Genomic DNA, 21,447 nt, shown 5'->3' with positions numbered 1-21,447 from the left:
CGCAGCGCGTGCCGGGCCGCACGGGGGTCGGCACGGGGGACGGCCAACCCCATGACGCTTGTTGAGGGTCGGGGGCGGGGGATAATGGCCGGTTCGGCGCCCTTTGGCGGTGCGCCGGACTGACACGCTTTCCCGACAGCTCCCCGACCCGAAAGACATCAAGCGATGGCCCAGTACGTCTTCACCATGAACCGCGTCGGCAAGATCGTGCCGCCGAAGCGGCAGATCCTGAAGGACATCTCGCTGTCCTTCTTCCCGGGCGCGAAGATCGGCGTGCTCGGCCTGAACGGCTCCGGCAAGTCCACCCTGCTGAAGATCATGGCCGGCGTGGACAAGGAATACGAGGGCGAAGCCACGCCCATGCCGGGGATCAAGATCGGCTACCTCCCGCAGGAGCCGCAGATGAACCCGGAACAGACGGTGCGCCAGGCGGTGGAAGAAGGCATCGGCGGCGTGCTGGCGGCCAAGAAGCGCCTGGACGAGGTGTACGCCGCCTATGCCGAGCCGGACGCCGATTTCGACAAGCTCGCGGCCGAGCAGGCCGAGCTGGAGGCCGTCATCGCCGCGGCCGGCAGCGAGAACACCGAGCACCAGCTCGACATCGCGGCCGACGCCCTGCGCCTGCCGCCCTGGGACGCCGTGATCGGCCAGCTGTCCGGCGGCGAGAAGCGCCGCGTGGCGCTGTGCCGCCTGCTGCTGTCCAAGCCGGACATGCTGCTGCTGGACGAGCCCACCAACCACCTGGACGCGGAATCGGTGGAGTGGCTCGAGCAGTTCCTCAAGCGCTTCTCGGGCACCGTGGTCGCCATCACCCACGACCGGTACTTCCTGGACAACGCCGCGGAGTGGATCCTGGAACTAGACCGGGGCCAGGGCTTCCCGTTCAAGGGCAACTACTCGGACTGGCTGGAAGGCAAGGAAGAGCGCCTGAAGCAGGAGCAGAAGACCGAGGATGCGCGCGCCAAGGCCATGAAGCAGGAGCTGGAGTGGGTGCGCAAGAACGCCAAGGGCCGCCAGGCCAAGAGCAAGGCACGCCTGGCCCGCTTCGAGGAGCTGAGCGACGTCGAATACCAGAAGCGCAACGAGACCAACGAGATCTTCATCCCGGTGGCGGAGCGCCTGGGCAACGAGGTGATCGAGTTCGTCAACGTCACCAAGAGCTTCGGTGACCGCGTGCTCATCGACAACCTGAGCTTCAAGGTGCCCGCCGGTGCCATCGTCGGCATCATCGGGCCCAACGGTGCCGGCAAGTCGACCCTGTTCCGCATGATCCAGGGCACCGAGCAGCCCGATTCCGGCGAGGTGAGGATCGGCAAGACCGCCAAGCTCGCCTTCGTCGACCAGAGCCGCGAGAACCTGGCCAACGACAAGACCGTGTGGGAGGACGTCTCCGGCGGGCTCGACAACATCGTCGTGGGCAAGTTCGTCATGCCCAGCCGCGCCTACATCGGGCGCTTCAACTTCAAGGGCAACGACCAGCAGAAGCTGGTGGGCAGCCTGTCGGGCGGCGAGCGCGGCCGGCTGCACCTGGCCAAGACGCTGGCGCAAGGCGGTAACGTGCTCATGCTCGACGAGCCGTCGAACGACCTGGACGTGGAAACCCTGCGTGCGCTGGAGGAGGCCCTGCTCGAGTTCGCCGGCTCGGCCATGGTCATCTCCCACGACCGCTGGTTCCTCGACCGCATCTGCACGCACATCCTGGCGGTGGAAGACGACTCCCAGTGGTTCTTCTACGAGGGCAACTTCCACGAGTACGAGGAAGACAAGAAGAAGCGCCTCGGCGAGGAGGGTGCCCGCCCGCACCGCATGCGCTACAAGGCGCTGAAGTAGGCCCCCACGGCCCCTGGCGGGGCCTGCCCCCCGAGGGGGCTCGCGCAGCGGACCGGCAAAGCCGGATCCGCGCACGCCGCTTGGAGGAAGCGGCCGCCCTGTCGGGCGGCGCTTCGATTTACATCGGCATCACCACGGTGTCGATCACGTGGATCACGCCGTTGTCGGCCGCGATGTCGGTCTGAACGACCTTGGCGTTGTCCACCATGACGCCGCCGGTGGTGGCCACCGTGAGTTCCTTGCCCTGCACGGTCTTCACCTTGCCGGCCTTCACGTCCTTGGCCATCACCTTGCCCGGCACCACGTGGTAGGTGAGCACGGCGGTGAGCTTGGCCTTGTCGGCCAGCAGCGCGTCGAGCTGCGCCTTCGGGATCTTCGCGAAGGCGGCGTCCGTGGGTGCGAACACGGTGAACGGGCCGGGGCCCTTGAGCGTGTCCACCAGGCCGGCCGCCTGCAGCGCGGTGGCCAGGGTCTTGAACTGGCCGGCGGCCACCGCGGTGTCCACGATGTCCTTGGCCTGGGCGCCCAGGGCGGCCGCGCCGAGCGCGAGGGAAACGAGCAGTCGCTTCATGGCAGAAGTCCTTTCTACGGGGGGAGGGCAGGCGCTCACAGCGCCGGGAGGATGACGCGGTCGATGACGTGGATGACGCCGTTGCCGGCCAGCACGTCGGTCAGGGTGATGTTGGCCGTGCGGCCCGCGGTGTCGGTGATGACCAGCGATCCGCTGACGCTGAAGCTGCCGCCCTGCACGGTGGTGATGGGCGTGTCCAGCGGCACATCGGCGGCCAGCACCAGGTCGGGCACCACGTGGTAGGTGAGCACGCTGCTGAGCAGGGCGGTGTCGGCGAACAGCTCGTCCTTCGTCAGCCCCAGTTCCTCGAGCAGCGCCACGAAGGCCGCGTCGGTGGGCGCGAACACGGTGAAGGGGCCCGTGCCGGAGAGCGTGGCGTCCAGGCCGGTCACCTGCAGCGCCTCCACCAGCAGCGTGAACTCGGGCGGATCGCCCGCGGCCAGGGCGGCGGCGGTCTGCACCACGGTCTTGTCGGCTGGCAGCAGCACCTTGTCCACCACGTGGATCACGCCGTTCTCCACCTCCTCGTCCGTGGCGGCGATGGGGCTCACGCGGTTGCGGCCATCGGTCACGGCCAGGGCGCCCGACGAGGTGTCGATCTTGAAGTAGCCGCCCTGCACCGTGGTGATGGGGCTGCCTTGCGGGATGTCGGCCGCCATGACCTCGCCCGCCACCACGTGGTAGGTGAGCACGGCGGTCAGCAGGGGCTTGTCCGCGAACAGCTGCTCCTTCGTCAGGCCCAGCTCGGCGAGCAGGGCGGTGAAGGCGTCGTTGGTCGGTGCGAACAGCGTGAAGGGGCCCTCCCCGCTCAGGGTGTCGGCCAGGTCGGCGGCCACCACGGCCTCCGCCAGCACGCTGAATTCCGGGTCGGCCTGCACGGCTTCCACGAGGTTGCGCTTGTCGTCGTCGTCGTCATCCCAGCAGCCGGCGAGCAGGCTGCTGGCGACCACGGCGGCGGCGACGCCGGTGCGTTGGATCCATGTCCACATGGCGGTTCTCCATCAGGTTGACGAGCGGGTGAAGAGAGATCGAAGTCGGTGCGAATCCGGTGGTCGGTACCGAACGGTGCTAAATGTGAACTGACGAGTTCACGAAGTCAACTGTATGGTCATTCGGAAAACTATTCGGTACAAATTGCGCCCAGTGAGTTCATTTGCGCGCGCCACGCGGTAACATCGCGGCATGGCACGGGTGTCGTTTCGGGAACAGGTCCTGCTGGCCCGCGAGGAGGCCATCGTTTCGTCGGTGAACCGGCTGCTCGCGCAGAAGGGCTACGACGGCATGACGGTGGACGAGGTCGCGGCCGACGTGGGCATCGCCAAGGCGGTGCTCTACAAGCACTTCCCCTCGAAGGAGGCGCTGGCGGCGGCGGCCATGGTGCGCGTGCTGGACCGCGCCCAGGCGCGGCTGGACGAGCTGGCGGCAGCGGGCCTGAATGCGTTCGAGCGCCTGCAGGCGGTGGCCCGCTGGACCCTGGAGGTGCAGCTGGCCGGCGAGATGCCCTCGCTGCCCGCGCAGAACTCGGCGCTGCGTGCGGCGCTGGTGGCCGATGCCGGCTACATGGGCAAGCTGCTGGGGGTGAGCGAGCAGCTCGGCGAGTGGATCACCGAGGCACAGGCCGACGGCGACATCGATGCCGCGATGCCGCCGGAGGTGGTGCTGTACACGCTGTTCGCGCGCGCCTGCGACCCGGTGCTGGGCGTGCTCAAGGCGTCCGGGGCCTACACCGACGAGCGCATCGTGGCGCTGCTGCTGGCCACCTGCTTCGGTGGCCTGCAGTCGCGTGCCGCGGGCGCCGCCGTCAGCCGAACAGCTCGAGCACGATCGCCAGGATCTCCAGTGCCAGCGACAAGGGCTGCCCGAGGTCGCTGAGCTGGTCCTGCTCCACGGTGCGCAGGGGCGGCTTGCGGTCCAGCGCGCTGTTGATGAACGGCTCCACGGTGGCCAGGCCCGCCTCCTGGATGCCGGTGCCCGAGAAGTCGACGATGGTCAGGCAGTGCGATTCATTGAAGTCGCGGAAGAAGGGCACGTGGTACTGGATGTTCGGCTCGGCGTCGAGCGTGGGCAGCCAGTGGGCCAGGTCCTGCCGCCACAGGGCGTTGAGCAGGTCGGCGCGCCTCTTCGGATCCGGCTCGTTGGCGATCTCGGGGAAGAAGTCCAGGTAGCTGAAGCCGGCGAAGATGCCGTCCTCCTGGAACACCATGTAGCCGAACCGGTCCTGGGTGTAGCGCCGGGCCAGCGCGCCGTGGAGGCTGCCCAGGTCATCGGGGTTCAGCGTGGGCAGTCGCGCCTGCAGCGTGGGGATCAGGCCGCCCGGCGCGTCCAGGCCCCAGGTGGCGCGGATGCGCTCATGCAGCGGCAGCGAGGGCGACTGCTCCCTGGTGTGGCCGCGCGGCGCGCTCATCAGCGGCCCGGAATCGGCCAGCAGCGTCGTGCGCCCGCGCGGTGCCAGCCGGTCGCGCACGATGGCGTGCTGGGCCGTGGCACCCACGCCGCCGGCGGAGAAGCCCGTGAGCAGCAGCTTGTCCGGCCGGCCGAGGTGGCGGCGCATCCAGTCCGCCGCCGCGCGGACGTTGGCCTGGCCCGCGTGGTACTGCACACGCGGCGCATCGGGCCGCTGGTCACCGTAGACCCTCACCGTGCTGCCGGTGTGCACGTCGCCGGTGCAGTAGGGCAGGTAGACGAGGGTCCAGTCCTGCGTCTGCACCGACTGGAAGGGGTCGACACGCGCCGTGAACGGCGTCACCAGCCCGCCCGCGGCCGCGTTCGGCTGCGCCAGGTAGTCGGCGGGAATGCCATCGGGGTTGGTGGCGCTGTACTCGCCTCGGCCCTCGCAGGCGTCCTGGTCCCAGCAGGCGCCGCCGCCCTCGAAGCTGATGGCCACGTGGCCGTTCAGCGGCGTGCGGTTGACGAAGAAGCGGTAGGGCGTGCCGTTGCCGCAGGACGCGCCCGTGGCCAGCGACAGCTCCACCGTCTCCCACACGAACCAGGCCGCCTGCGCCGCCGGGGCGGCCAGCCAGGCGGCCAGCGCGAGGGCCGCGTGCCAGCCCAGTCGCCGCCAGCGCGGCCTGGTCCGTGCCATCGGGGATCGCAAGGCAGTGTGGCTCATGGCGTGTCTCCTGGGGGTGGGGGGGAGTCGGATGTGCCGGCATAGATGCGCTGGCGCAATGCCTGCAAGGCGTCGAGCTGCCCGGCCGACGGGCTGACGCCGGCGGGCCAGCCGGCCACCAGCGCGTCGCGCTCCCGCCGCCAGCGCGTGTCGCGCGCGTCCGCGGGCGATCGGGCGCGCTCGGCCAGCGCTGCGCGCCAGGCGGCGAGCTCGGGCGCGCGGGCCGCCGGGTCGGGCTGCAGCACCGCCAGCAGCGCGGCCTTCAGGTGCAGCGCCTCCGGGGCGGTCATCTCGCGGCGGGCCACACGCTCGGCCAGCCCGGCGTCCAGCCGCCGGGCGATGGCGCGTGTGGACTCGTCGGGCCCGCCCTGGGCCAGCGCCGCCTGCACCGCCCGGGCGTCACGCCGGAAGGCCAGCAGCTCCAGGATGCGGGCGATCTCCGCCGGGCCGTCCGGCTGCCCGGCATGCGCGGCGTGCAAGGCGGCCCACTCGGCAGGTGTGAGCAGGTCGGCGCTGGCCACGGCCGGAGCGGGGGGGATGGCCGCAGGCGCCGCACGGGCCGACGCCGCCGCGGCCGCAGGCGCGGACTGCACGGCGGGGCCGACCGCCGGCGGCCCGGCGCGCCCTGCCGCAAGCCCCAGCGCCGCGACCACGGCGGCGCCCGCCAGTACCGCCACCACGCCGGCGCGGCGACGCGTCGAGCGGGTGCGGGCACGGTCCGGCGTGGCCATGGGCGATTTCAGTACCATTCGCGCCTTCGCGGCAAGGTGCCGCCCTGCTTTCAACAAGGGGAACACAGCGATGGCGATGGATGTCGTGGACTACGAGATCAAGGGCTCGGAGATGCAGTTCGTGGAGGTCGAGCTCGACCCCGGCGAAGCGGCGGTGGGGGAGGCCGGCAGCCTGTTCTTCATGGACGCCTCGGTCGGCATGGACACCGTGTTCGGCGACGGCGGCAAGCAAGGCGGCGGCCTGTTCGGCAAGCTGCTCGGTGCCGGCAAGCGCCTGATCACCGGTGAGTCGCTGTTCACCACGGTCTACACCAACCAGGGCGCCGGCAAGGCCCGCGTGGCGTTCGCCGCGCCCTACCCGGGCAAGATCATCCCCATGGACCTGCGGCAGCTCGGCGGCATGCTGGTGTGCCAGAAGGACGCGTTCCTGTGCGCCGCGCGCGGCGTGTCCATCGGCCTGCACTTCCAGCAGAAGCTGTCGGTGGGCTTCTTCGGCGGCGAAGGCTTCATCATGCAGAAGCTCGAGGGCGACGGCCTGGCGTTCGTGCACGCCGGCGGCACGGTGGTCAAGCGCGAGCTGCAGCCCGGCCAGACGCTGATGATCGACACCGGCTGCGTCGTGGCCTACACGCCCAACGTGAACTTCGAGATCCAGTACGTGGGCAAGATCAAGACGGCGCTGTTCGGCGGCGAGGGCCTGTTCTTCGCCAAGATGACCGGCCCGGGCACCGTGTGGCTGCAGAGCCTGCCGTTCTCCCGCCTGGCCAGCCGCGTGTTCGCCGCGGCCCCGCAGATGGGCGGCTCGCGCGAGGAGGGCTCGGTGCTGGGCGGCTTCGCCACCGGCGGCCTGCTCGGCGGCATCCTGGGCGGCGACGACGAGTGACCGGCCCGGCGCGCGGCGGGGCCGCCCGCGGCGCGCCGGCCGGCTATGCTGCGGCCGATGACCCTGCTGCTCGACTCCTTCTGGCGCGCGCTGGCCTACCTGCTGATGCCGCGGGTGATCGGCCTGTCGCTGTTGCCGCTGCTCATCGCGGGCGGACTCACCATCGGCTGGGCCTGGTACTTCTGGGATGGCGCGTATGCCACGGTGCGCCAGGCGCTCGAGGACTGGGCGCTGGTGGATGCGGCGCTGAAGTGGGTGGAGTCCATGATGGGCCCGCACTTCCGGGCCATGGTGGTCTCGCTGATCCTCATCGCGCTGGCGGCGCCGCTGGTCATCGTGGCGTCGCTGCTGCTGGTGGCGCTGCTCATGACGCCGGCCATCGTGAGCCTGGTCGCCGAGCGGCGGTTCCCCGCGCTCGAGAAGCGCCGCGGAGCGGCCTGGTGGCAGAGCCTCGGCTGGTCGCTGGCCGCCACCGCGCTGGCGCTGCTGGCCATCTTCGTGACGCTGCCCCTGTGGCTGGTCCCGGGCGCGGTGCTGATCGTGCCGCCGTTGATCTGGGGCTGGCTCACCGCCCGGGTGATGAGCTTCGATGCCCTGGCCGAGCACGCCAGCCGCGACGAGCGGCGGGCCCTCATGGCCGAGCACCGCTGGCAGCTCCTGCTGCTGGGCATCGTCAGCGGCTTCCTGGGCGCCGCGCCCACGCTGATCTGGGCGGTGAGTGCGCTGGCGCTGGTGCTCGCGCCCGTGATGGTGGCGGCCACGGTGTGGCTCTACACGCTGGTGTTCGCCTTCTCCTCGCTGTGGTTCACGCACTACCTGCTGGCGGCGCTGCATGCCCGCCGCGCGGCGGCGGTGGTCGTCGTGGAGCCGGTGGAGCCACCCCCGCCCATGCCGGGCGCTGCGCCGCCCGGCGCCGCGCTGGGCACCGACCTGCGCGGCCCGCTGGCCTGAACCCCGGGACTTGCCGCCATGACACGTGAATTCGGTCTGATCATCATCGGCGACGAGATCCTGTCGGGCCGACGGCAGGACAAGCACATGGCCCGCGTGATCGAGCTGCTCGGCGCGCGCGGCCATGCGCTGTCGTGGGTGCGCTACCTCGGTGACGAGCGCGGGCTCATCACGGCGGCGCTGCGCGAGGCCTTCGCCAGCGGGGACGTCGTGTTCAGCTGTGGCGGCATCGGTGCCACGCCGGACGACCACACGCGCCAGTGCGCCGCGGCCGCGCTGGGCCGCCCGCTCGTGCTGCACCCGGACGCACGCGCCCTCATCGAGGAGCGCATGCGCGATGTGGCGGCGGAGCAGGGCGTGGCCTACGAGCCCGACCGGCCCGACAACGTCCACCGCTTCCAGATGGGCGTGTTCCCCGAGGGCGCCGAGCTCATTCCCAACCCGTACAACAAGATCCCCGGCTTCAGCGTGGGTGACGTGCACTTCGTGCCCGGCTTTCCGGTCATGGCCCATCCGATGATCGAGTGGCTGCTGGACCAGCGTTACGCCGGCCTCGTGCCGCGCGCCCACCTGGAACGCGCGGTCTTCGTGCGGGGCAGCATGGAGGCCACGCTGACGCCGCTGATGGAGGCGATCGAGGCCGCCCACCCGGGCGTCAAGGTGTTCAGCCTGCCCAGCGTGGACCATCCGCAACGGGGCCGGCACATCGAGCTCGGGGTGAAGGGAGAGCCCGTCGCCACGGAGCGCGCCTTCCTGGCGCTGCAGGCGGGCCTGCGCGTGCTGCCCGGCGTCGAGTTCAGCACCGAATAGGTGCACCCCGTTCGCTCCAGGATGGGGCGGTCGCTCGCCCTGGAGTGGTGCGTCGCCTCGGCTTGCGGCGTGTCAAGGCCTGCTCAGAAGGGCGGCACGCGCCCGCGGCGCCCGGCCGGGGCGCTCACCAGAAGTGGGCATGCTTTCTGCATAATCCTCGCGGCTTGCCCGCCCGATCCGGTGCGCCGCGTCCGCGCCGCGCCCTGTCCGACGAGGCGAACTTCCCCCGTCATTGAACACACCCAGCCGCCAGGAGCCCTTTTGATGGCCAAGACCGTCGCCGACGTGATGCAGATGGTGAAGGACAACGAAGTCAAGTTCGTCGACTTCCGCTTCACCGATACCCGTGGCAAGGAGCAGCACGTCTCCGTGCCCGTCTCCCACTTTGACGAAGACAAGTTCACGAGCGGCCATGCGTTCGACGGCTCCTCCATCGCCGGCTGGAAGGGCATCGAGGCGTCCGACATGCTGCTGATGCCGGATCCCAACACGGCCAACATCGACCCGTTCTTCGAAGAGCCCACGCTGATCCTGACCTGCGACGTCATCGATCCGCACGACGGCAAGCCCTACGAGCGCGACCCGCGCTCGCTGGCCAAGCGCGCCGAGGCCTACATGAAGAGCTCCGGCCTGGGCGACGCCGCGTTCTTCGGCCCCGAGCCCGAGTTCTTCGTGTTCGACAGCGTGCGCTGGGGCAACGAGATGGGCGGTTCGTTCTTCAAGATCGAATCGGAGGAAGCCGCCTGGAACAGCGCCAAGGAGTACGAGCACGGCAACTCCGGCTACCGCCCCACCGTCAAGGGCGGCTACTTCCCGGTGCCCCCGGTCGACAGCGGCCAGGACATGCGCTCGGAGATGTGCCTGCTGCTCGAGCAGCTGGGCATCCCGGTCGAGGTGCACCACCACGAGGTGGCCAATGCCGGCCAGATGGAGATCGGCACGAAGTTCTCCACCATGGTCGAGCGCGCCGACTGGCTGCAGCTGCAGAAGTACGTGATCGTGAACGTGGCCCATGCCTACGGCAAGACGGCCACCTTCATGCCCAAGCCCATCGTCGGTGACAACGGCTCCGGCATGCACGTGCACCAGTCGGTCTGGAAGGACGGCAAGAACCTGTTCGCCGGCGACGGCTACGCGGGCCTGTCCGAGTTCGCGCTGTACTACATCGGCGGCATCATCAAGCACGCCCGTGCGCTCAACGCCATCACCAACCCCGGCACGAACAGCTACAAGCGCCTGGTGCCCGGCTTCGAGGCCCCGGTCAAGCTGGCCTACTCGGCCAAGAACCGCTCGGCGTCCATCCGCATCCCGTACGTGGCCAACCCCAAGGGCCGCCGCATCGAGGCGCGCTTCCCGGATCCCTCCGCCAACCCGTACCTGTGCTTCGCCGCCCTGCTGATGGCCGGCCTGGACGGCGTGGAGAACAAGATCCACCCGGGCGAGGCCGCCACCAAGGACCTGTACCACCTGCCGCCGGAAGAGGACGCGAAGATCCCGACCGTCTGCCACAGCCTGGACCAGGCGCTGGAGTACCTGGACAAGGACCGCGCGTTCCTGACCAAGGGTGGCGTGTTCACCGATGCCTACATCGACGCCTACATCGAGCTGAAGATGCAGGAGGTGACCCGCTTCCGCATGGCCACGCACCCGGTCGAGTTCGACATGTACTACGCGCTGTGATGCGCGGGCGGCGGCCCCGGCGTGCCGGGGCGCCGCCGGCACACGCGACAAAGGGCGGCCGAAGGCCGCCCTTTTTCATGGCCGGTGCCCGGTCGTCGTGCCGGTCACCTCGGGCGTTGAGGGCCTTTGGCGCACAATCCTTCGCATGATCACACCCGCTGACTTTCTCGGCGCCTGGCGCGTGGCCGCCGTGGCCGTGGCCTGCCTGGCGGTGGCCGGGCCTGCGGCGGCGCAGGCGGGCAGCGTCTACTACATCTGCCCCGGCAACGTGTTCACGAACACGATCACCGCCAAGGAGGCCGAGGCCCGCGGCTGCAAGGCCCGCGAGGCCCAGCAGCCCACCACCATCGCCGGCCCCAAGCCGCGCCCCGTGCAGGGCGCCGCGCCGTCCTCCGGCCCCAAGACCGACCGCGTCGATTCGGCCGAGCAGCGCGCGCGCGACACCGATGCCCGCCGCATCCTGGAGACCGAGCTGCGGCAGGCCGAGGAACGCCTGGAGGCGCTGCGGCGCGAGTACAACAACGGCGAGCCCGAGCGCCGCGGCGACGAAGTCCGCAATGCGCAGCGCTACCTCGACCGCGTGGCCGAGCTGAAGGCCGCCATCACGCGCCAGGAGGCCGACGTGGCGGCGCTGCGGCGGGAGCTGGCCAAGCTGCCGTCGTGAGCGCCCCCCACGACCCGCAGGCCGACGTCGACACCCCGGCGGGCCTGGAGGCGCTGGACCTGCTGGCCACCATGGTGGCCGTGGTCCGGCCCAGTGGCGAATGCCTGTTCGCGAACGCCCCCCTGGAGGCGGCCGTCGGGCTGTCGCGGCGCACGCTCACCCGCCGCCACCTGCACGAATGGCTGCGCGAGCCGGCCGCCCTGCGTGAGGCGCTGGACGCCGTGTCGCGCAACGAGTTCTCCACCCGCCGCTTCGAAGGCGCGCTGCGCCGGGCGGTGGTGGGTGGCAGCGAGCCACTGCCCGTGCACATCATCGTCAGCCAGACCGACCGCGCCGGCGGGGCCGTGCTGGTGGAGATGATCGAGATCGAGCAGCAGACCCGCCAGGAGCGCGAGGAGCGCGTGCACGGGCAGGCCGAGGTCACCAAGGAACTCATCCGCAACCTCGCGCACGAGATCAAGAACCCGCTGGGCGGCATCCGCGGGGCGGCCCAGCTGCTGGCCCTGGAGCTGCCGTCGCCGGAGCTCACCGAGTACACGCAGGTCATCATCCACGAGGCAGACCGCCTGCAGACCCTGGTCGACCGGCTGCTGGCGCCGCACCGCAAGCCGCATGTGGTGGGCGACGTGAACATCCACGAGGTGTGCGAGCGTGTGCGCACGCTGGTGCTGCTGGAACACCCGCGCGGGCTGGCCGTCCGCCGCGACTACGACGCGTCCATCCCCGAGTTCCGCGGTGACCGCGAGCAGCTCATCCAGGCCGTGCTCAACATCGTGCAGAACGCCGCGCAGGCGCTGGGCGAGCGCATCGAGCGGGAGGAGGCCGAGATCATCCTGCGCACGCGGGTGGCGCGACAGGTGACGATCGGCAAGCAGCGCTATCGACTGGCATTGGAATTGCATGTTCTGGACAACGGACCGGGCGTCCCCGAGCACCTGAAGGACCGCATCTTCTACCCCTTGGTATCGGGGCGGGACGGCGGCTCAGGACTCGGGCTCACGCTGGCGCAGACCTTCGTCCAACAGCATCAGGGCACGATCGAATGCGACAGCGAGCCGGGACGCACGGTCTTCAAGATCGTGATTCCGTTGCCCTGACGCTGAAAGACAGCCCCCTCGATGAAACCCATCTGGATCGTCGACGACGACCAATCGATCCGCTTCGTGCTCGAGAAGGCCCTGGCCCGCGAGCAGTTGCCGGTGCGCAGCTTCGCCAACCCGCGCGAGGTGCTCACCGCCCTGGCGGACGACGAGCCCCAGGTGCTGGTGAGCGACATCCGCATGCCGGGCGGCTCGGGGCTGGACCTGCTGGCCCAGGTGAAGGAGCGGCTGCCGGGGCTGCCAGTCATCATCATGACCGCCTACTCCGACCTGGACAGCGCGGTGTCGGCCTTCCAGGGCGGGGCCTTCGAGTACCTGCCCAAGCCCTTCGACCTCACCAAGGCGGTGGAGCTGATCCGCCGCGCCGTGGACGAGAGCCTGCGCGAGGAGGTCAAGGACGAGCGGCAGCTCCCGGCGCCCGAGATCCTCGGCCAGGCGCCGGCCATGCAGGACGTGTTCCGTGCCATCGGCCGGCTGTCGCAGAGCAACGTCACGGTGCTCATCACGGGCGAGTCCGGCACGGGCAAGGAGCTGGTCGCGCATGCGCTGCACCGCCACAGCCCGCGCGGCAGCGGCCCGTTCATCGCCATCAACACCGCGGCCATTCCGAAGGACCTGCTCGAGTCGGAGCTGTTCGGCCATGAGCGCGGCGCCTTCACCGGCGCGCAGACCATGCGCCGCGGCCGCTTCGAGCAGGCCGACGGCGGCACGCTGTTCCTGGACGAGATCGGCGACATGCCCTTCGACCTGCAGACGCGCCTGCTGCGCGTGCTGTCGGACGGCCAGTTCTACCGCGTGGGCGGCCACCAGCCGCTGAAGGCCAACGTGCGCGTCATCGCCGCCACCCACCAGAACCTGGAGGAGCGCGTGCGACAGGGCGCGTTCCGCGAGGACCTGTTCCACCGCCTGAACGTCATCCGCCTGCGGCTGCCGCCGCTGCGCGAGCGGGCCGACGACGTTCCCGCCCTGGCCCGGTTCTTCCTGGCCAAGAGCGCCAAGGAGCTCGGGGTGGAGCCCAAGCGCATCAGCGACGAGGCGCTCGCGGTCATGAAGACCTTCGAGTTCCCCGGCAACGTGCGCCAGCTGGAGAACGTGTGCCACTGGCTCACCGTGATGGCGCCCGCGCAGCTGATCGAGGCCAAGGACCTGCCGGCCGAGCTGGCGACGCGCGCCGTCGCCGGGTCGGCGCCTGCGGCACCGGCGTCGTCATGGCCGACGGCCGGCGAGGCGCGGGTGGGTGCCGAGCCCGCACCCGCCGCACCGCCCGCCGGCCCGGCCGCGCTGGCGGGTGGGGTGGGTGGGGTGGGCGAGGCGGCCGACGGGCGCTGGCTGGCCGACCTGGAATCCGAGGCGCGCCGCCGCCTGGAGGCTGGCCTGCCCGAGGTGTGGGACGGCCTGACGCGCCAGTTCGAGGCCCGCCTGATCCGCACGGCGCTGGGCCTCACCCGGGGCCGCCGCATCGAGGCCGCGCAGAAGCTGGGCATCGGCCGCAACACCATCACGCGCAAGATCCAGGAACTCGGCCTGGACGACTGACCGGCGGCCCCGCCTGCTGACACGGTGGCGTGGCAGCGGGTGCGACACTCCCGCGGATGTCGACCACATCCCTGTATGCCCTGTGCGTGCTGATCTGGGGCACCACGTGGTACGCCATCACGGCGCAGATCGGCGCCATCGCGCCGGAGTATGGCGTGGCGGTGCGCTTCGCCCTGGCCGCGCTGCTGCTGTTCGGCTGGTGCAGCTGGCGGCGCCTGCCGATGCGGTTCCCGCCCCGGCTGCATGCGCTGTTCGCGCTGCAGGGCCTCACCGGCTTCTGCCTGAGCTACATCGGCATCTACCACGCCGAGCGTTTCATCGTCAGCGGCGTGGTGGCGGTGGGTTATGCCGCCTCGCCCCTGGTGGGGCTGGTCACCGCTCGCCTGTTCCTGGGCACGCCCATGTCGCGCCGCGTGGCGGCCGGCGGTGCCATGGGCCTGGCCGGCGTGGCGCTGATCTTCCGCCACGAGTTCGCGCGGCTCGGCGCCTCGGACGGCGTGCTGCTGGGTGCCGCGTTGACGGCCGCGGCCGTGCTGCTGTCCAACGCCGCGAGCATCGCCGCCGTGCGCTACCAGCGCCAGGGTGTCTCCGGCTGGCCGCCGTTGGCCTGGGCCATGGCGTGGGGCGCGGCCGGGTCGGCGGTCGTCGGCGGGCTGGGCGGCGCGTCGACGCAGGTGCTGTGGAGCGTGCCGTTCGTGGCCTCGCTGGCCTACCTGGCGGTGGCGGGATCGGTGGCGACCTTCGGCGCGTTCTACACCCTGGTGCACCGCATCGGTCCGGCCAAGGCGGGCTACATCGGCGTGGTGACACCCGTGGTGGCGCTGGCGGTCTCGTCGCTGCTCGAGGGTTTCGTGTGGACGGGGGAGACGGCGGCCGGCGTGGTGCTCGCCCTGGCCGGCAACGGGGTGGCGATGTGGCAGCCGCGCGGGCGGGTGCCCGGTGGCGGCACGGGCCTTGCCGCGCCGGCGGCCAGCCCGTCCGACCGCTGAAAGGAACCCGCCATGGCGACCCCTGCCGCTGCCCCGCCCCCCGTGCCACCGGCTCCCGCGCCGGCCGACCCGGCATCACCCAACGCCGCCGAACGCCTGCCTGCGCAGGGCATCGGGCAGGGCGGACGCCCCGGTGAACCCGCGCCGCCGCCGCCGACCGAGCGCCTGCCCGGCGCCAAGGACCAGGTCAGCGGCGGCTGAACGCGGGCCGGCCGCTCAGGCGTCGGCCAGTTCCACCCACACCGGCGCGTGGTCGCTGGGCCGCTCGTGGCGGCGCGGCTGCTTGTCGATGCCGCAGGCGCGCACCCGGGCGCGCAAGGCCTCGCTCACCAGGATGTGGTCGATGCGCAGGCCCTGGTTCCTGCGGAACGCGAGCTGGCGGTAGTCCCACCAGCTCCAGCTTTTCTCGGGCTGCTCGAACAGCCGGAAGGCGTCGTGCAGCCCCAGGCCCACGAGGGCGCGGAAATGCGCACGTTCCTCGTCGGTGCAATGGATCTGGCCGGCCCAGGCGACCGGGTCGTGCACGTCGCGGTCCTCGGGGGCGATGTTGAAGTCGCCCATCAGCACGAGCTGCGGGTGGGCCGCCAGTTCCGCCTGCAGCCAGCCGCGCAGCGCGTCCAGCCAGCCCATCTTGTAGGCGAACTTGTCGGTGCCGGGCGCCTGCCCGTTGGGGAAGTAGGCGCCGATGACGCGGATGCCCGCCAGCGTGCCCGCGATCAGCCGCGCCTGGTCGTCGCCGAAGCCGGGCAGGTTGCGCACCACCGTCTCGGCCGGCGTGCCGCGGGTCAGCAGCGCCACGCCGTTGTACGTCTTCTGCCCATGGAAGACCACGTGGTAGCCGGCCGCCTCGATCTCCGCCACCGGGAACTTGTCGTCCGAGAGCTTGGTTTCCTGCAGCACCATGGCGTCCACCGGGTGCTCGGCCAGCCAGGCCAGCAGCTGGGGCAGGCGGACCGACAGCGAATTGACGTTCCAGGTGGCGAGCTTCATCGGGCGGGCAGGGGCAGGTCGAGGGCGCGCCCGGGGATCACCTCAGGGCGCGGTGCGGGTGGCGGATGCTACCTGCTGCGCCACCGGCCGGCGGGCGCGCGCCACCAGCCAGTGCAGCACGCCGGCCACGGCCAGCAGCAGCGCCAGGCCCAGGCCCCAGCCCAGCCACACCAGGCCCACGACCCAGCCGACCGCCTGCCGGGCCAGCGTGCCGCCGCTGGGCATCGCGTCGACCAGCCAGGTCAGGGCCTCCTGGCCCCAGCGCAGCAGGGCGGGGTCGACCCAGATCGCCAGCCAGTCGGGCACCGGCCACTGTGCGGCGGCGCGGCCCCAGTCGGCCGCCTCGCCGGTGTTCACGGCCTGCGCCGCCCAGGCCACGGCCTCGGCGGTGCCCCAGGCCAGGCCCGTCCAGACCGCCGCCAGCAGCGTGGTGATGCCCCAGATCCATGCCTTCATCGTGATGTCCTCCAGCCAATGGCCAATGGCCCAGGCATGTCGATCGCCAGGGGACCGGCAGGTTCCGTCGGTTCGACGGAACCGATGCTGCGGTGCAGCCTGCTCGACGGCCCGTCCGGTGCCGCGGCAGGATACGGTGCCGCCCCTGTCCACCCCTGCTTCACCACTCCCACCCCCATGGACATTGCCCTGTGGATCGTCGCCGTCGCCGCCGTGCTGCTCGGCCTGGCCGGCCTGGTGTTGCCGCTGCTGCCCGGCACCCCGCTGCTGTTCGGCGGGCTGTGGCTGGCCGCGTGGATCGACGGCTACGACCGCGTCGGCCCGTGGACCCTGGTCGCCCTGGCGCTGGTCGCGCTGCTGGCCTGGGGCGTGGACTTCGCCGCGGCCGCGCTGGCCGTGAAGCGGGCCGGGGCCAGCCGGCGCGCAATGGCGGGCGCGGGGCTCGGGGCCGTGCTGGGGGTGTTCGGCGGTCTCGCCGGGCTGATCCTGGGCCCGGTGGCCGGCGCGGCCGCGGGCGAATGGAGCCAGGGGCGCGACCGGGCCGGCACGGCGCGCGCCGCAGTGGCTGCGGGCGCGGGCTACCTCGTGGCCGCCCTCGTCAAGCTCACCCTGGGCCTGGCCATGGTGGCCGCCTGGGCCGTGGCCTACGCCGTCTGAGCGCGGTGGCGCCGGTTCAGCGCCGCCGACGGTAGGTGACGAACGCGATGTCCATCGCGTTCGGCGGCGCGGCGCGCTGGGTGTGGCGGGCCACTTCCTCGAACTGCGCCGGATCCACCTCGGGAAAGTGCGCGTCGCCGTCCACGTCGAGGTCGATCTCGGTGAGCAGCAGCTCGTCGGCGTGGGGCAGGGCCTGCCGGTAGATCTGCTCGCCGCCGATGACGAAGGCGCGCGGGGCGTCCTGCACCCGTTGCAGGGCATCGGCCAGCGCCGGCACCACCTCCGCCCCCGGTGCGTGGAAGCCGGGCTGGCGGCTGAGCACGAGGTTGCGGCGGCCCGGCAAGGGGCGGAAGCGCTCGGGCAGCGAATCCCAGGTGCGCCGGCCCATGATGACCGGGCAACCCATCGTCGCGGCGCGGAAGTGCTTCATGTCTTCCGGCAGCGACCACAGCAGCCGGTTGTCGCGGCCGATCACGCCGCCGCGCGCCACCCCGGCGATGAGCACCAGCGCCATGTCAGACGGCCACCGGCGCCTTGATGGGCGCGTGGTGCTGGTAGTCACGCACCTCGAAGTCGTCGAGCTCGTAGTCGAAGATCGAGGCGGGGCGCCGGCGGATGTGCAGCTCGGGGTAGGCGAAGGGGGTGCGGGCGAGCTGCGTCCTGACCTGCTCCACGTGGTTGTCGTAGATGTGGCAGTCGCCGCCCGTCCAGATGAAGTCGCCCGGCGTCAGATCGCACTGCTGCGCCAGCATGTGGGTGAGCAGGGCGTAGCTGGCGATGTTGAACGGCACGCCGAGGAAGATGTCGGCGCTGCGCTGGTACAGCTGGCAGCTGAGCCGGCCGTGCGCCACATGGAACTGGAAGAACGCATGGCAGGGCATGAGCGCCATCTTGTGGAGCTCGGCCACGTTCCACGCGCTCACGATGATGCGGCGCGAGTCGGGGTTGGTCTTGAGCTGCTCGACCACCTGCGCGATCTGGTCGATGTGGCCGCCGTCGGGCGTGGGCCAGGTGCGCCACTGCACGCCATACACCGGCCCGAGGTCCCCGTCGTCGCGGGCCCATTCGTCCCAGATGGTGCAGCCGCGCTCCTGCAGCCATTTCACGTTGGAGTCGCCGCGCAGGAACCACAGCAGCTCAAGGATGATGCTCTTGAGGTGGACCTTCTTGGTCGTGACCAGCGGGAAGCCTTCGGCCAGGTCGAACCGCATCTGGTGGCCGAACACGCTGCGGGTGCCCGTGCCGGTGCGGTCCGCCTTGGCCACGCCCGTCTCGAAGACATGGCGCAGGAAATCCTCATACTGCGAGCGGACGGGGCGGGGTGCGGTCATCGCGAAATTCTATGCGCCGCCCCCGCCGTGCCCGCCCGCAGCCGGCGCCGGGCCGGGTCTCAGGAGGGGCGTTCCGGCTCGCGCAGGAAGATCTCCACGCGGCGGTTGCGGGCCCGTCCGTCGGCCGTGCCGTTGTCGGCGATGGGCTGGCGCGAGCCGGCGCCGGAGATCTCCACGCGCTGCGCGCTCACGCCGCGTGCCGAGAGGTAGTCCTGCACCGACCGGGCGCGGGCCACGGACAGCGGGTCGTTCACCGCATCGCTGCCGGTGCTGTCGGTGTGGCCGACCACCCGCACGTGCATGCTGGTGTCCAGCCCCTGTGCGAACTGGTCCAGCACCGGGCGCAGCTCGGGGCGGATGTCGGCGCGGCCGGTGTCGAACGAGATGTCGCTCGGCACATTCACCTTGAGCTGGTTGTCGGCCGTGCGGTCCACGGTCACGCCCGTGCCCTGGGTGGCCTTTTCCATGGCCTTGCGCTTGTCTTCCATGCGCTTGGACCAGAGGTTGCCCGCCACCGCGCCCACCACACCACCGGCGACGGCCCCCGTGCCGGCCTTGCCGCCGGTGGTGGTGCTGACGATGGCGCCCACGGCGGCGCCGATGCCCGCGCCGGCGGCGGTGCCCTTTTCGCGTTCGCCCATGTTGGCGCAGCCGGTGGCCAGCGCGGCGCTCAGGCACAGCGCGGTCAGGCGCAGGGAAGGCGTGTTCAGGTTCATCACGAGGCTCCTTTCTGGGTTGGACCGGCCCGGAGCAGGTGGCGTTCCCGCCCTGGGCGCATCAGGCGTCGAACTGCATCGCGGCCAGGCGCGCGTACAGGCCCCCGCGGGCCACGAGCTCGGCGTGCCGGCCCTGCTCCACGATGCGGCCCGCCTCGAGCACCACGATGCGGTCCGCCTTCTGAACGGTGGCCAGGCGGTGCGCGATGACGAGCGTGGTGCGGTCGGCCATCGCCCGCTCCAGGGCGGCCTGCACCATGCGCTCGCTCTCGGCATCGAGCGCGCTGGTGGCCTCGTCCAGCAGCAGCAGGGGCGGGTTCTTCAGGATGGCCCGGGCGATGGCCAGGCGCTGGCGCTGGCCGCCGGACAGGCGCACGCCGCGCTCTCCCAGGAAGCTGGCATAACCCTCGGGCAGCGCCAGGATGAAGTCGTGCGCGAACGCGGCCTTCGCCGCTGCGATGACCTCTTCATTCGTGGCGTCGGGGCGCCCGTAGCGGATGTTCTCCAGGGCGCTGGTGGAGAACACCACGCTGTCCTGCGGCACGATGCCGATGCGCCCGCGCAGGTCCGCCAGGGCAGCCTCGCGCACATCGACGCCGTCGATGGCCACGCGGCCCTGCTGGGCGTCGTAGAAGCGCAGCAGCAGCTGCAGCACGGTGGTCTTGCCCGCGCCGCTGGGGCCCACGAGCGCCACCGTCTCGCCGGGCTCGATGTGCAGGCTCACGGCGTCCAGGGCTGCATGGGCGGGGCGGGACGGATAGTGGAAGCGCACCTCCTGCAGCGCCACCCGCGAGCCGCCACGGGTGGGCGGCAGGGCGGTGGGCCGGGCCGGCTCGGCCACCGGCGAGCGGGCGGCCAGCAGCTCCATCAGCCGCTCGGTGGCGCCGGCGGCACGCAGCAGGTCGCCATAGACCTCCGACAGCACCGCCACGGAGCTCACCAGCACGATCACGTACAGCACCGTCTGCCCCAGGTGGCCGGCGGTGATGTCGCCGCGCAGCACCGCCTGCGTGCCCTGGTACAGGCCCCACAGCAGCGCGCCGAAGGTGGCGCTGATGAGGAAGGCCACCAGGGCGGCGCGCACCCGCGTGCGCCGTCGGGCGGTGTCGAACGCGGCTTCGGTGGCGGCGGCGAACCGCTCCGCCTCGCGCCGCTCCTGCCCGTAGGCCTGCACCACGGGGATGGCGTTCAGCACCTCGCCGGCGATGGCGCTGGAATCGGCCACGCGGTCCTGGCTGGCGCGGCTGAGCTTGCGCACGCGGCGGCCGAAGAACAGCGCCGGCAGCACCACCAGCACCAGGATGCCCAGCACCTGCGTCATGACGTAGGGGTTGGTGACGACCAGCATGCCCAGCGCGCCGATGCCCATGACCGTGTTGCGCAGGCCCATGCTGAGGCTGGAGCCGACCACCGACTGCACCAGCGTCGTGTCCGTGGTCAGGCGGCTGAGCACCTCGCCGGTGGCGGTGGTCTCGAAGAACTCCGGGCTCTGGCGCACCACGTGCGCGTACACGGCATCACGCAGGTCGGCCGTCACGCGCTCGCCGATCCAGGTGACGAAGTAGAACCGCCCGGCGGAGAACAGCCCCAGCGCGGCACCCACGGCGAACAGCGCCCCGAAGTGCTCCCGCAGGGCCATGAGCCGGTCGCCCGGACCGGCGGCGACCAGGCCCTCGTCGATGAGGGACTTCAGCGCCACCGGCAGGACCAGCGTGGCCACGGCGGCCAGCACCATGAACATCAGCGCCAGGGCGATGCGGCCACGGTAGGGCCGCAGGAAAGGCATCAGCCCGGACAGGGCGCGCGGGTTGGCGCCGCGCGGGCGCTCGGAGGCTTCGGTGGGGGCAGCGGGCATGGGCGCGAGTGTAGGCAATGGCCCCCGGTGTGCGTGGGGTCGATGTAACGCATGCCTTGTCAATCATTGCATAGGCAAGTAAATTGCGGGCATGACTTCCCGCCACGACGATGCGGTGCCCGGCTTCTACGTGGCCGGCCAGTACCGGCCCGACCAGAGCTACGGCTTCCTGATGAAGCGCGTGCTCGCCTCGGTGCTGGCCCAGGCCGACGAACGCCTGGCCCGCTACGACCTCACCCATGCGCAGTGGCTGCCGCTGTTCAAGCTCTCGGTGCGCGAGTGCGACACGGCCGTGTCGCTGGCGCGTGAACTCTCGCTCGATGCCGGCGCCATGACGCGTGCGCTGGACCGGCTGGAGGCCAAGGGCCTGGTGCGGCGCGAGCGCTCCGAGGCCGACCGGCGCGTGGTGCGCGTGGCGCTCACCGACGAGGGGCGCCAGGTGGCCAAGCGCGTGCCGCCGGTGATGGCCGAGGTGCTGAACAACCACCTGCGCGGCTTCAGTCGGGCCGAGTGGGAGCAGCTGCTGTCGCTGCTGGGCCGCCTGGTGGCCAATGCCGATGCCATGCGCGAGGAGCACGACGCATGAAG

Annotated in this window: 23 protein-coding genes; 13 read left to right on the top strand and 10 right to left on the bottom strand. The window is 71.3% G+C overall.

Translation table 11 applies throughout. From position 1 onward, the window contains the following. Window positions 1-165 precede the first annotated feature (165 nt). Complete coding sequence (gene ettA, locus ACE3UN_RS02575) at window positions 166-1,830, top strand: energy-dependent translational throttle protein EttA (RefSeq protein WP_374673346.1); 1,665 nt, start codon at window positions 166-168, stop codon at window positions 1,828-1,830. Window positions 1,831-1,948: 118 nt separating this feature from the next. Here ettA and ACE3UN_RS02570 read toward each other — a convergent pair whose 3' ends face one another. Both ACE3UN_RS02570 and ACE3UN_RS02565 read right to left on the bottom strand, forming a co-directional pair. Further along, window positions 1,949-2,401: a fasciclin domain-containing protein gene (locus tag ACE3UN_RS02570; RefSeq protein ID WP_374673345.1), complete on the bottom strand. Its 453-nt coding sequence runs from the start codon at window positions 2,399-2,401 to the stop codon at window positions 1,949-1,951. 35 nt (window positions 2,402-2,436) lie between these two features. Continuing rightward, window positions 2,437-3,390 carry a fasciclin domain-containing protein gene (locus tag ACE3UN_RS02565; protein WP_374673344.1) on the bottom strand — a complete coding sequence of 318 codons (954 nt, stop codon included), beginning with the start codon at window positions 3,388-3,390 and terminating at the stop codon, window positions 2,437-2,439. A 193-nt stretch (window positions 3,391-3,583) separates the two neighbouring features. Between ACE3UN_RS02565 and ACE3UN_RS02560 the strand changes: the two genes are divergently transcribed. After that, window positions 3,584-4,273 (top strand): TetR/AcrR family transcriptional regulator, encoded by a 690-nt coding sequence (locus ACE3UN_RS02560; RefSeq protein ID WP_374673343.1) that lies wholly within the window; start codon window positions 3,584-3,586, stop codon window positions 4,271-4,273. On the opposite strand, the gene ACE3UN_RS02555 is transcribed toward ACE3UN_RS02560, so the two are convergent. After that, the gene (locus ACE3UN_RS02555) at window positions 4,203-5,510 is read right to left on the bottom strand and encodes a pectin acetylesterase-family hydrolase (RefSeq protein ID WP_374673342.1); all 1,308 of its coding nucleotides are present in this window, start codon (window positions 5,508-5,510) and stop codon (window positions 4,203-4,205) included. The two genes, ACE3UN_RS02560 and ACE3UN_RS02555, sit on opposite strands and share 71 nt — an antisense overlap. Beyond that, window positions 5,507-6,241, bottom strand: coding sequence for a hypothetical protein (locus ACE3UN_RS02550; RefSeq protein WP_374673341.1), 735 nt, complete (start codon window positions 6,239-6,241; stop codon window positions 5,507-5,509). Before ACE3UN_RS02550 ends, ACE3UN_RS02555 begins: the two co-directional genes overlap by 4 nt. A gap of 70 nt (window positions 6,242-6,311) precedes the next feature. Between ACE3UN_RS02550 and ACE3UN_RS02545 the strand changes: the two genes are divergently transcribed. The 9 genes from ACE3UN_RS02545 (at window position 6,312) to ACE3UN_RS02505 (ending at window position 15,055) form a co-directional block, all read left to right on the top strand. Next, the gene (locus ACE3UN_RS02545; protein ID WP_374673340.1) at window positions 6,312-7,124 is read left to right on the top strand and encodes a TIGR00266 family protein; all 813 of its coding nucleotides are present in this window, start codon (window positions 6,312-6,314) and stop codon (window positions 7,122-7,124) included. Window positions 7,125-7,181: 57 nt separating this feature from the next. Next, entirely contained in the window at window positions 7,182-8,075 is an 894-nt protein-coding gene (locus ACE3UN_RS02540; protein WP_374673339.1) for an EI24 domain-containing protein, read from the top strand. Between the two features lie 18 nt (window positions 8,076-8,093). After that, window positions 8,094-8,885 (top strand): competence/damage-inducible protein A, encoded by a 792-nt coding sequence (locus tag ACE3UN_RS02535; protein WP_374673338.1) that lies wholly within the window; start codon window positions 8,094-8,096, stop codon window positions 8,883-8,885. Window positions 8,886-9,149: 264 nt separating this feature from the next. Beyond that, window positions 9,150-10,565, top strand: a complete 1,416-nt coding sequence (glnA, locus tag ACE3UN_RS02530; RefSeq protein ID WP_374673337.1) for a type I glutamate--ammonia ligase — start codon at window positions 9,150-9,152, stop codon at window positions 10,563-10,565. A gap of 145 nt (window positions 10,566-10,710) precedes the next feature. Beyond that, window positions 10,711-11,229: a hypothetical protein gene (locus tag ACE3UN_RS02525; protein ID WP_374673336.1), complete on the top strand. Its 519-nt coding sequence runs from the start codon at window positions 10,711-10,713 to the stop codon at window positions 11,227-11,229. A 71-nt stretch (window positions 11,230-11,300) separates the two neighbouring features. Beyond that, window positions 11,301-12,326, top strand: a complete 1,026-nt coding sequence (gene glnL, locus ACE3UN_RS02520; RefSeq protein ID WP_374673447.1) for a nitrogen regulation protein NR(II) — start codon at window positions 11,301-11,303, stop codon at window positions 12,324-12,326. A gap of 21 nt (window positions 12,327-12,347) precedes the next feature. Further along, window positions 12,348-13,865, top strand: coding sequence for a nitrogen regulation protein NR(I) (gene ntrC / locus ACE3UN_RS02515; protein ID WP_374673335.1), 1,518 nt, complete (start codon window positions 12,348-12,350; stop codon window positions 13,863-13,865). Window positions 13,866-13,921: 56 nt separating this feature from the next. Continuing rightward, window positions 13,922-14,854 carry a DMT family transporter gene (locus ACE3UN_RS02510; protein WP_374673334.1) on the top strand — a complete coding sequence of 311 codons (933 nt, stop codon included), beginning with the start codon at window positions 13,922-13,924 and terminating at the stop codon, window positions 14,852-14,854. Window positions 14,855-14,866: 12 nt separating this feature from the next. Next, complete coding sequence (locus ACE3UN_RS02505; RefSeq protein WP_374673333.1) at window positions 14,867-15,055, top strand: hypothetical protein; 189 nt, start codon at window positions 14,867-14,869, stop codon at window positions 15,053-15,055. Window positions 15,056-15,070: 15 nt separating this feature from the next. Here ACE3UN_RS02505 and xth read toward each other — a convergent pair whose 3' ends face one another. Both xth and ACE3UN_RS02495 read right to left on the bottom strand, forming a co-directional pair. Continuing rightward, window positions 15,071-15,844 carry an exodeoxyribonuclease III gene (xth, locus tag ACE3UN_RS02500; RefSeq protein ID WP_374673332.1) on the bottom strand — a complete coding sequence of 258 codons (774 nt, stop codon included), beginning with the start codon at window positions 15,842-15,844 and terminating at the stop codon, window positions 15,071-15,073. Between the two features lie 42 nt (window positions 15,845-15,886). Continuing rightward, entirely contained in the window at window positions 15,887-16,300 is a 414-nt protein-coding gene (locus tag ACE3UN_RS02495; RefSeq protein ID WP_374673331.1) for a hypothetical protein, read from the bottom strand. A gap of 177 nt (window positions 16,301-16,477) precedes the next feature. On the opposite strand from ACE3UN_RS02495, the gene ACE3UN_RS02490 reads away from it, so the two are divergent. Next, window positions 16,478-16,957 (top strand): DUF456 family protein, encoded by a 480-nt coding sequence (locus ACE3UN_RS02490; RefSeq protein WP_374673330.1) that lies wholly within the window; start codon window positions 16,478-16,480, stop codon window positions 16,955-16,957. Window positions 16,958-16,973: 16 nt separating this feature from the next. Here ACE3UN_RS02490 and ACE3UN_RS02485 read toward each other — a convergent pair whose 3' ends face one another. From ACE3UN_RS02485 to ACE3UN_RS02470, 4 genes are all read right to left on the bottom strand, one after another. Continuing rightward, window positions 16,974-17,471, bottom strand: coding sequence for a dihydrofolate reductase (locus ACE3UN_RS02485; RefSeq protein WP_374673329.1), 498 nt, complete (start codon window positions 17,469-17,471; stop codon window positions 16,974-16,976). Window position 17,472: 1 nt separating this feature from the next. Then, on the bottom strand, window positions 17,473-18,288 hold the full coding sequence (locus ACE3UN_RS02480) for a thymidylate synthase (RefSeq protein ID WP_374673328.1): 816 nt from the start codon (window positions 18,286-18,288) through the stop codon (window positions 17,473-17,475). A gap of 59 nt (window positions 18,289-18,347) precedes the next feature. Continuing rightward, a complete protein-coding gene (locus tag ACE3UN_RS02475) occupies window positions 18,348-19,004 on the bottom strand; it encodes an OmpA family protein (RefSeq protein WP_374673327.1) in 657 nt (218 codons plus the stop codon). 61 nt (window positions 19,005-19,065) lie between these two features. Further along, a complete protein-coding gene (locus ACE3UN_RS02470) occupies window positions 19,066-20,859 on the bottom strand; it encodes an ABC transporter transmembrane domain-containing protein (RefSeq protein ID WP_374673326.1) in 1,794 nt (597 codons plus the stop codon). A gap of 91 nt (window positions 20,860-20,950) precedes the next feature. Here ACE3UN_RS02470 and ACE3UN_RS02465 point away from each other — a divergent pair, with 91 nt between their 5' ends. Continuing rightward, window positions 20,951-21,445: a MarR family winged helix-turn-helix transcriptional regulator gene (locus ACE3UN_RS02465; RefSeq protein WP_374673325.1), complete on the top strand. Its 495-nt coding sequence runs from the start codon at window positions 20,951-20,953 to the stop codon at window positions 21,443-21,445. Window positions 21,446-21,447: the final 2 nt, after the last annotated feature.

Origin of the sequence: Ideonella sp. (assembly GCF_041918995.1) — a bacterium.
In the GTDB taxonomy this organism is placed as follows: Bacteria; Pseudomonadota; Gammaproteobacteria; order Burkholderiales; family Burkholderiaceae_C; genus Ideonella.
The sequence above is the reverse complement of the archived record's forward strand: the minus strand, read 5'-3'. Positions and strand labels throughout refer to the sequence as shown.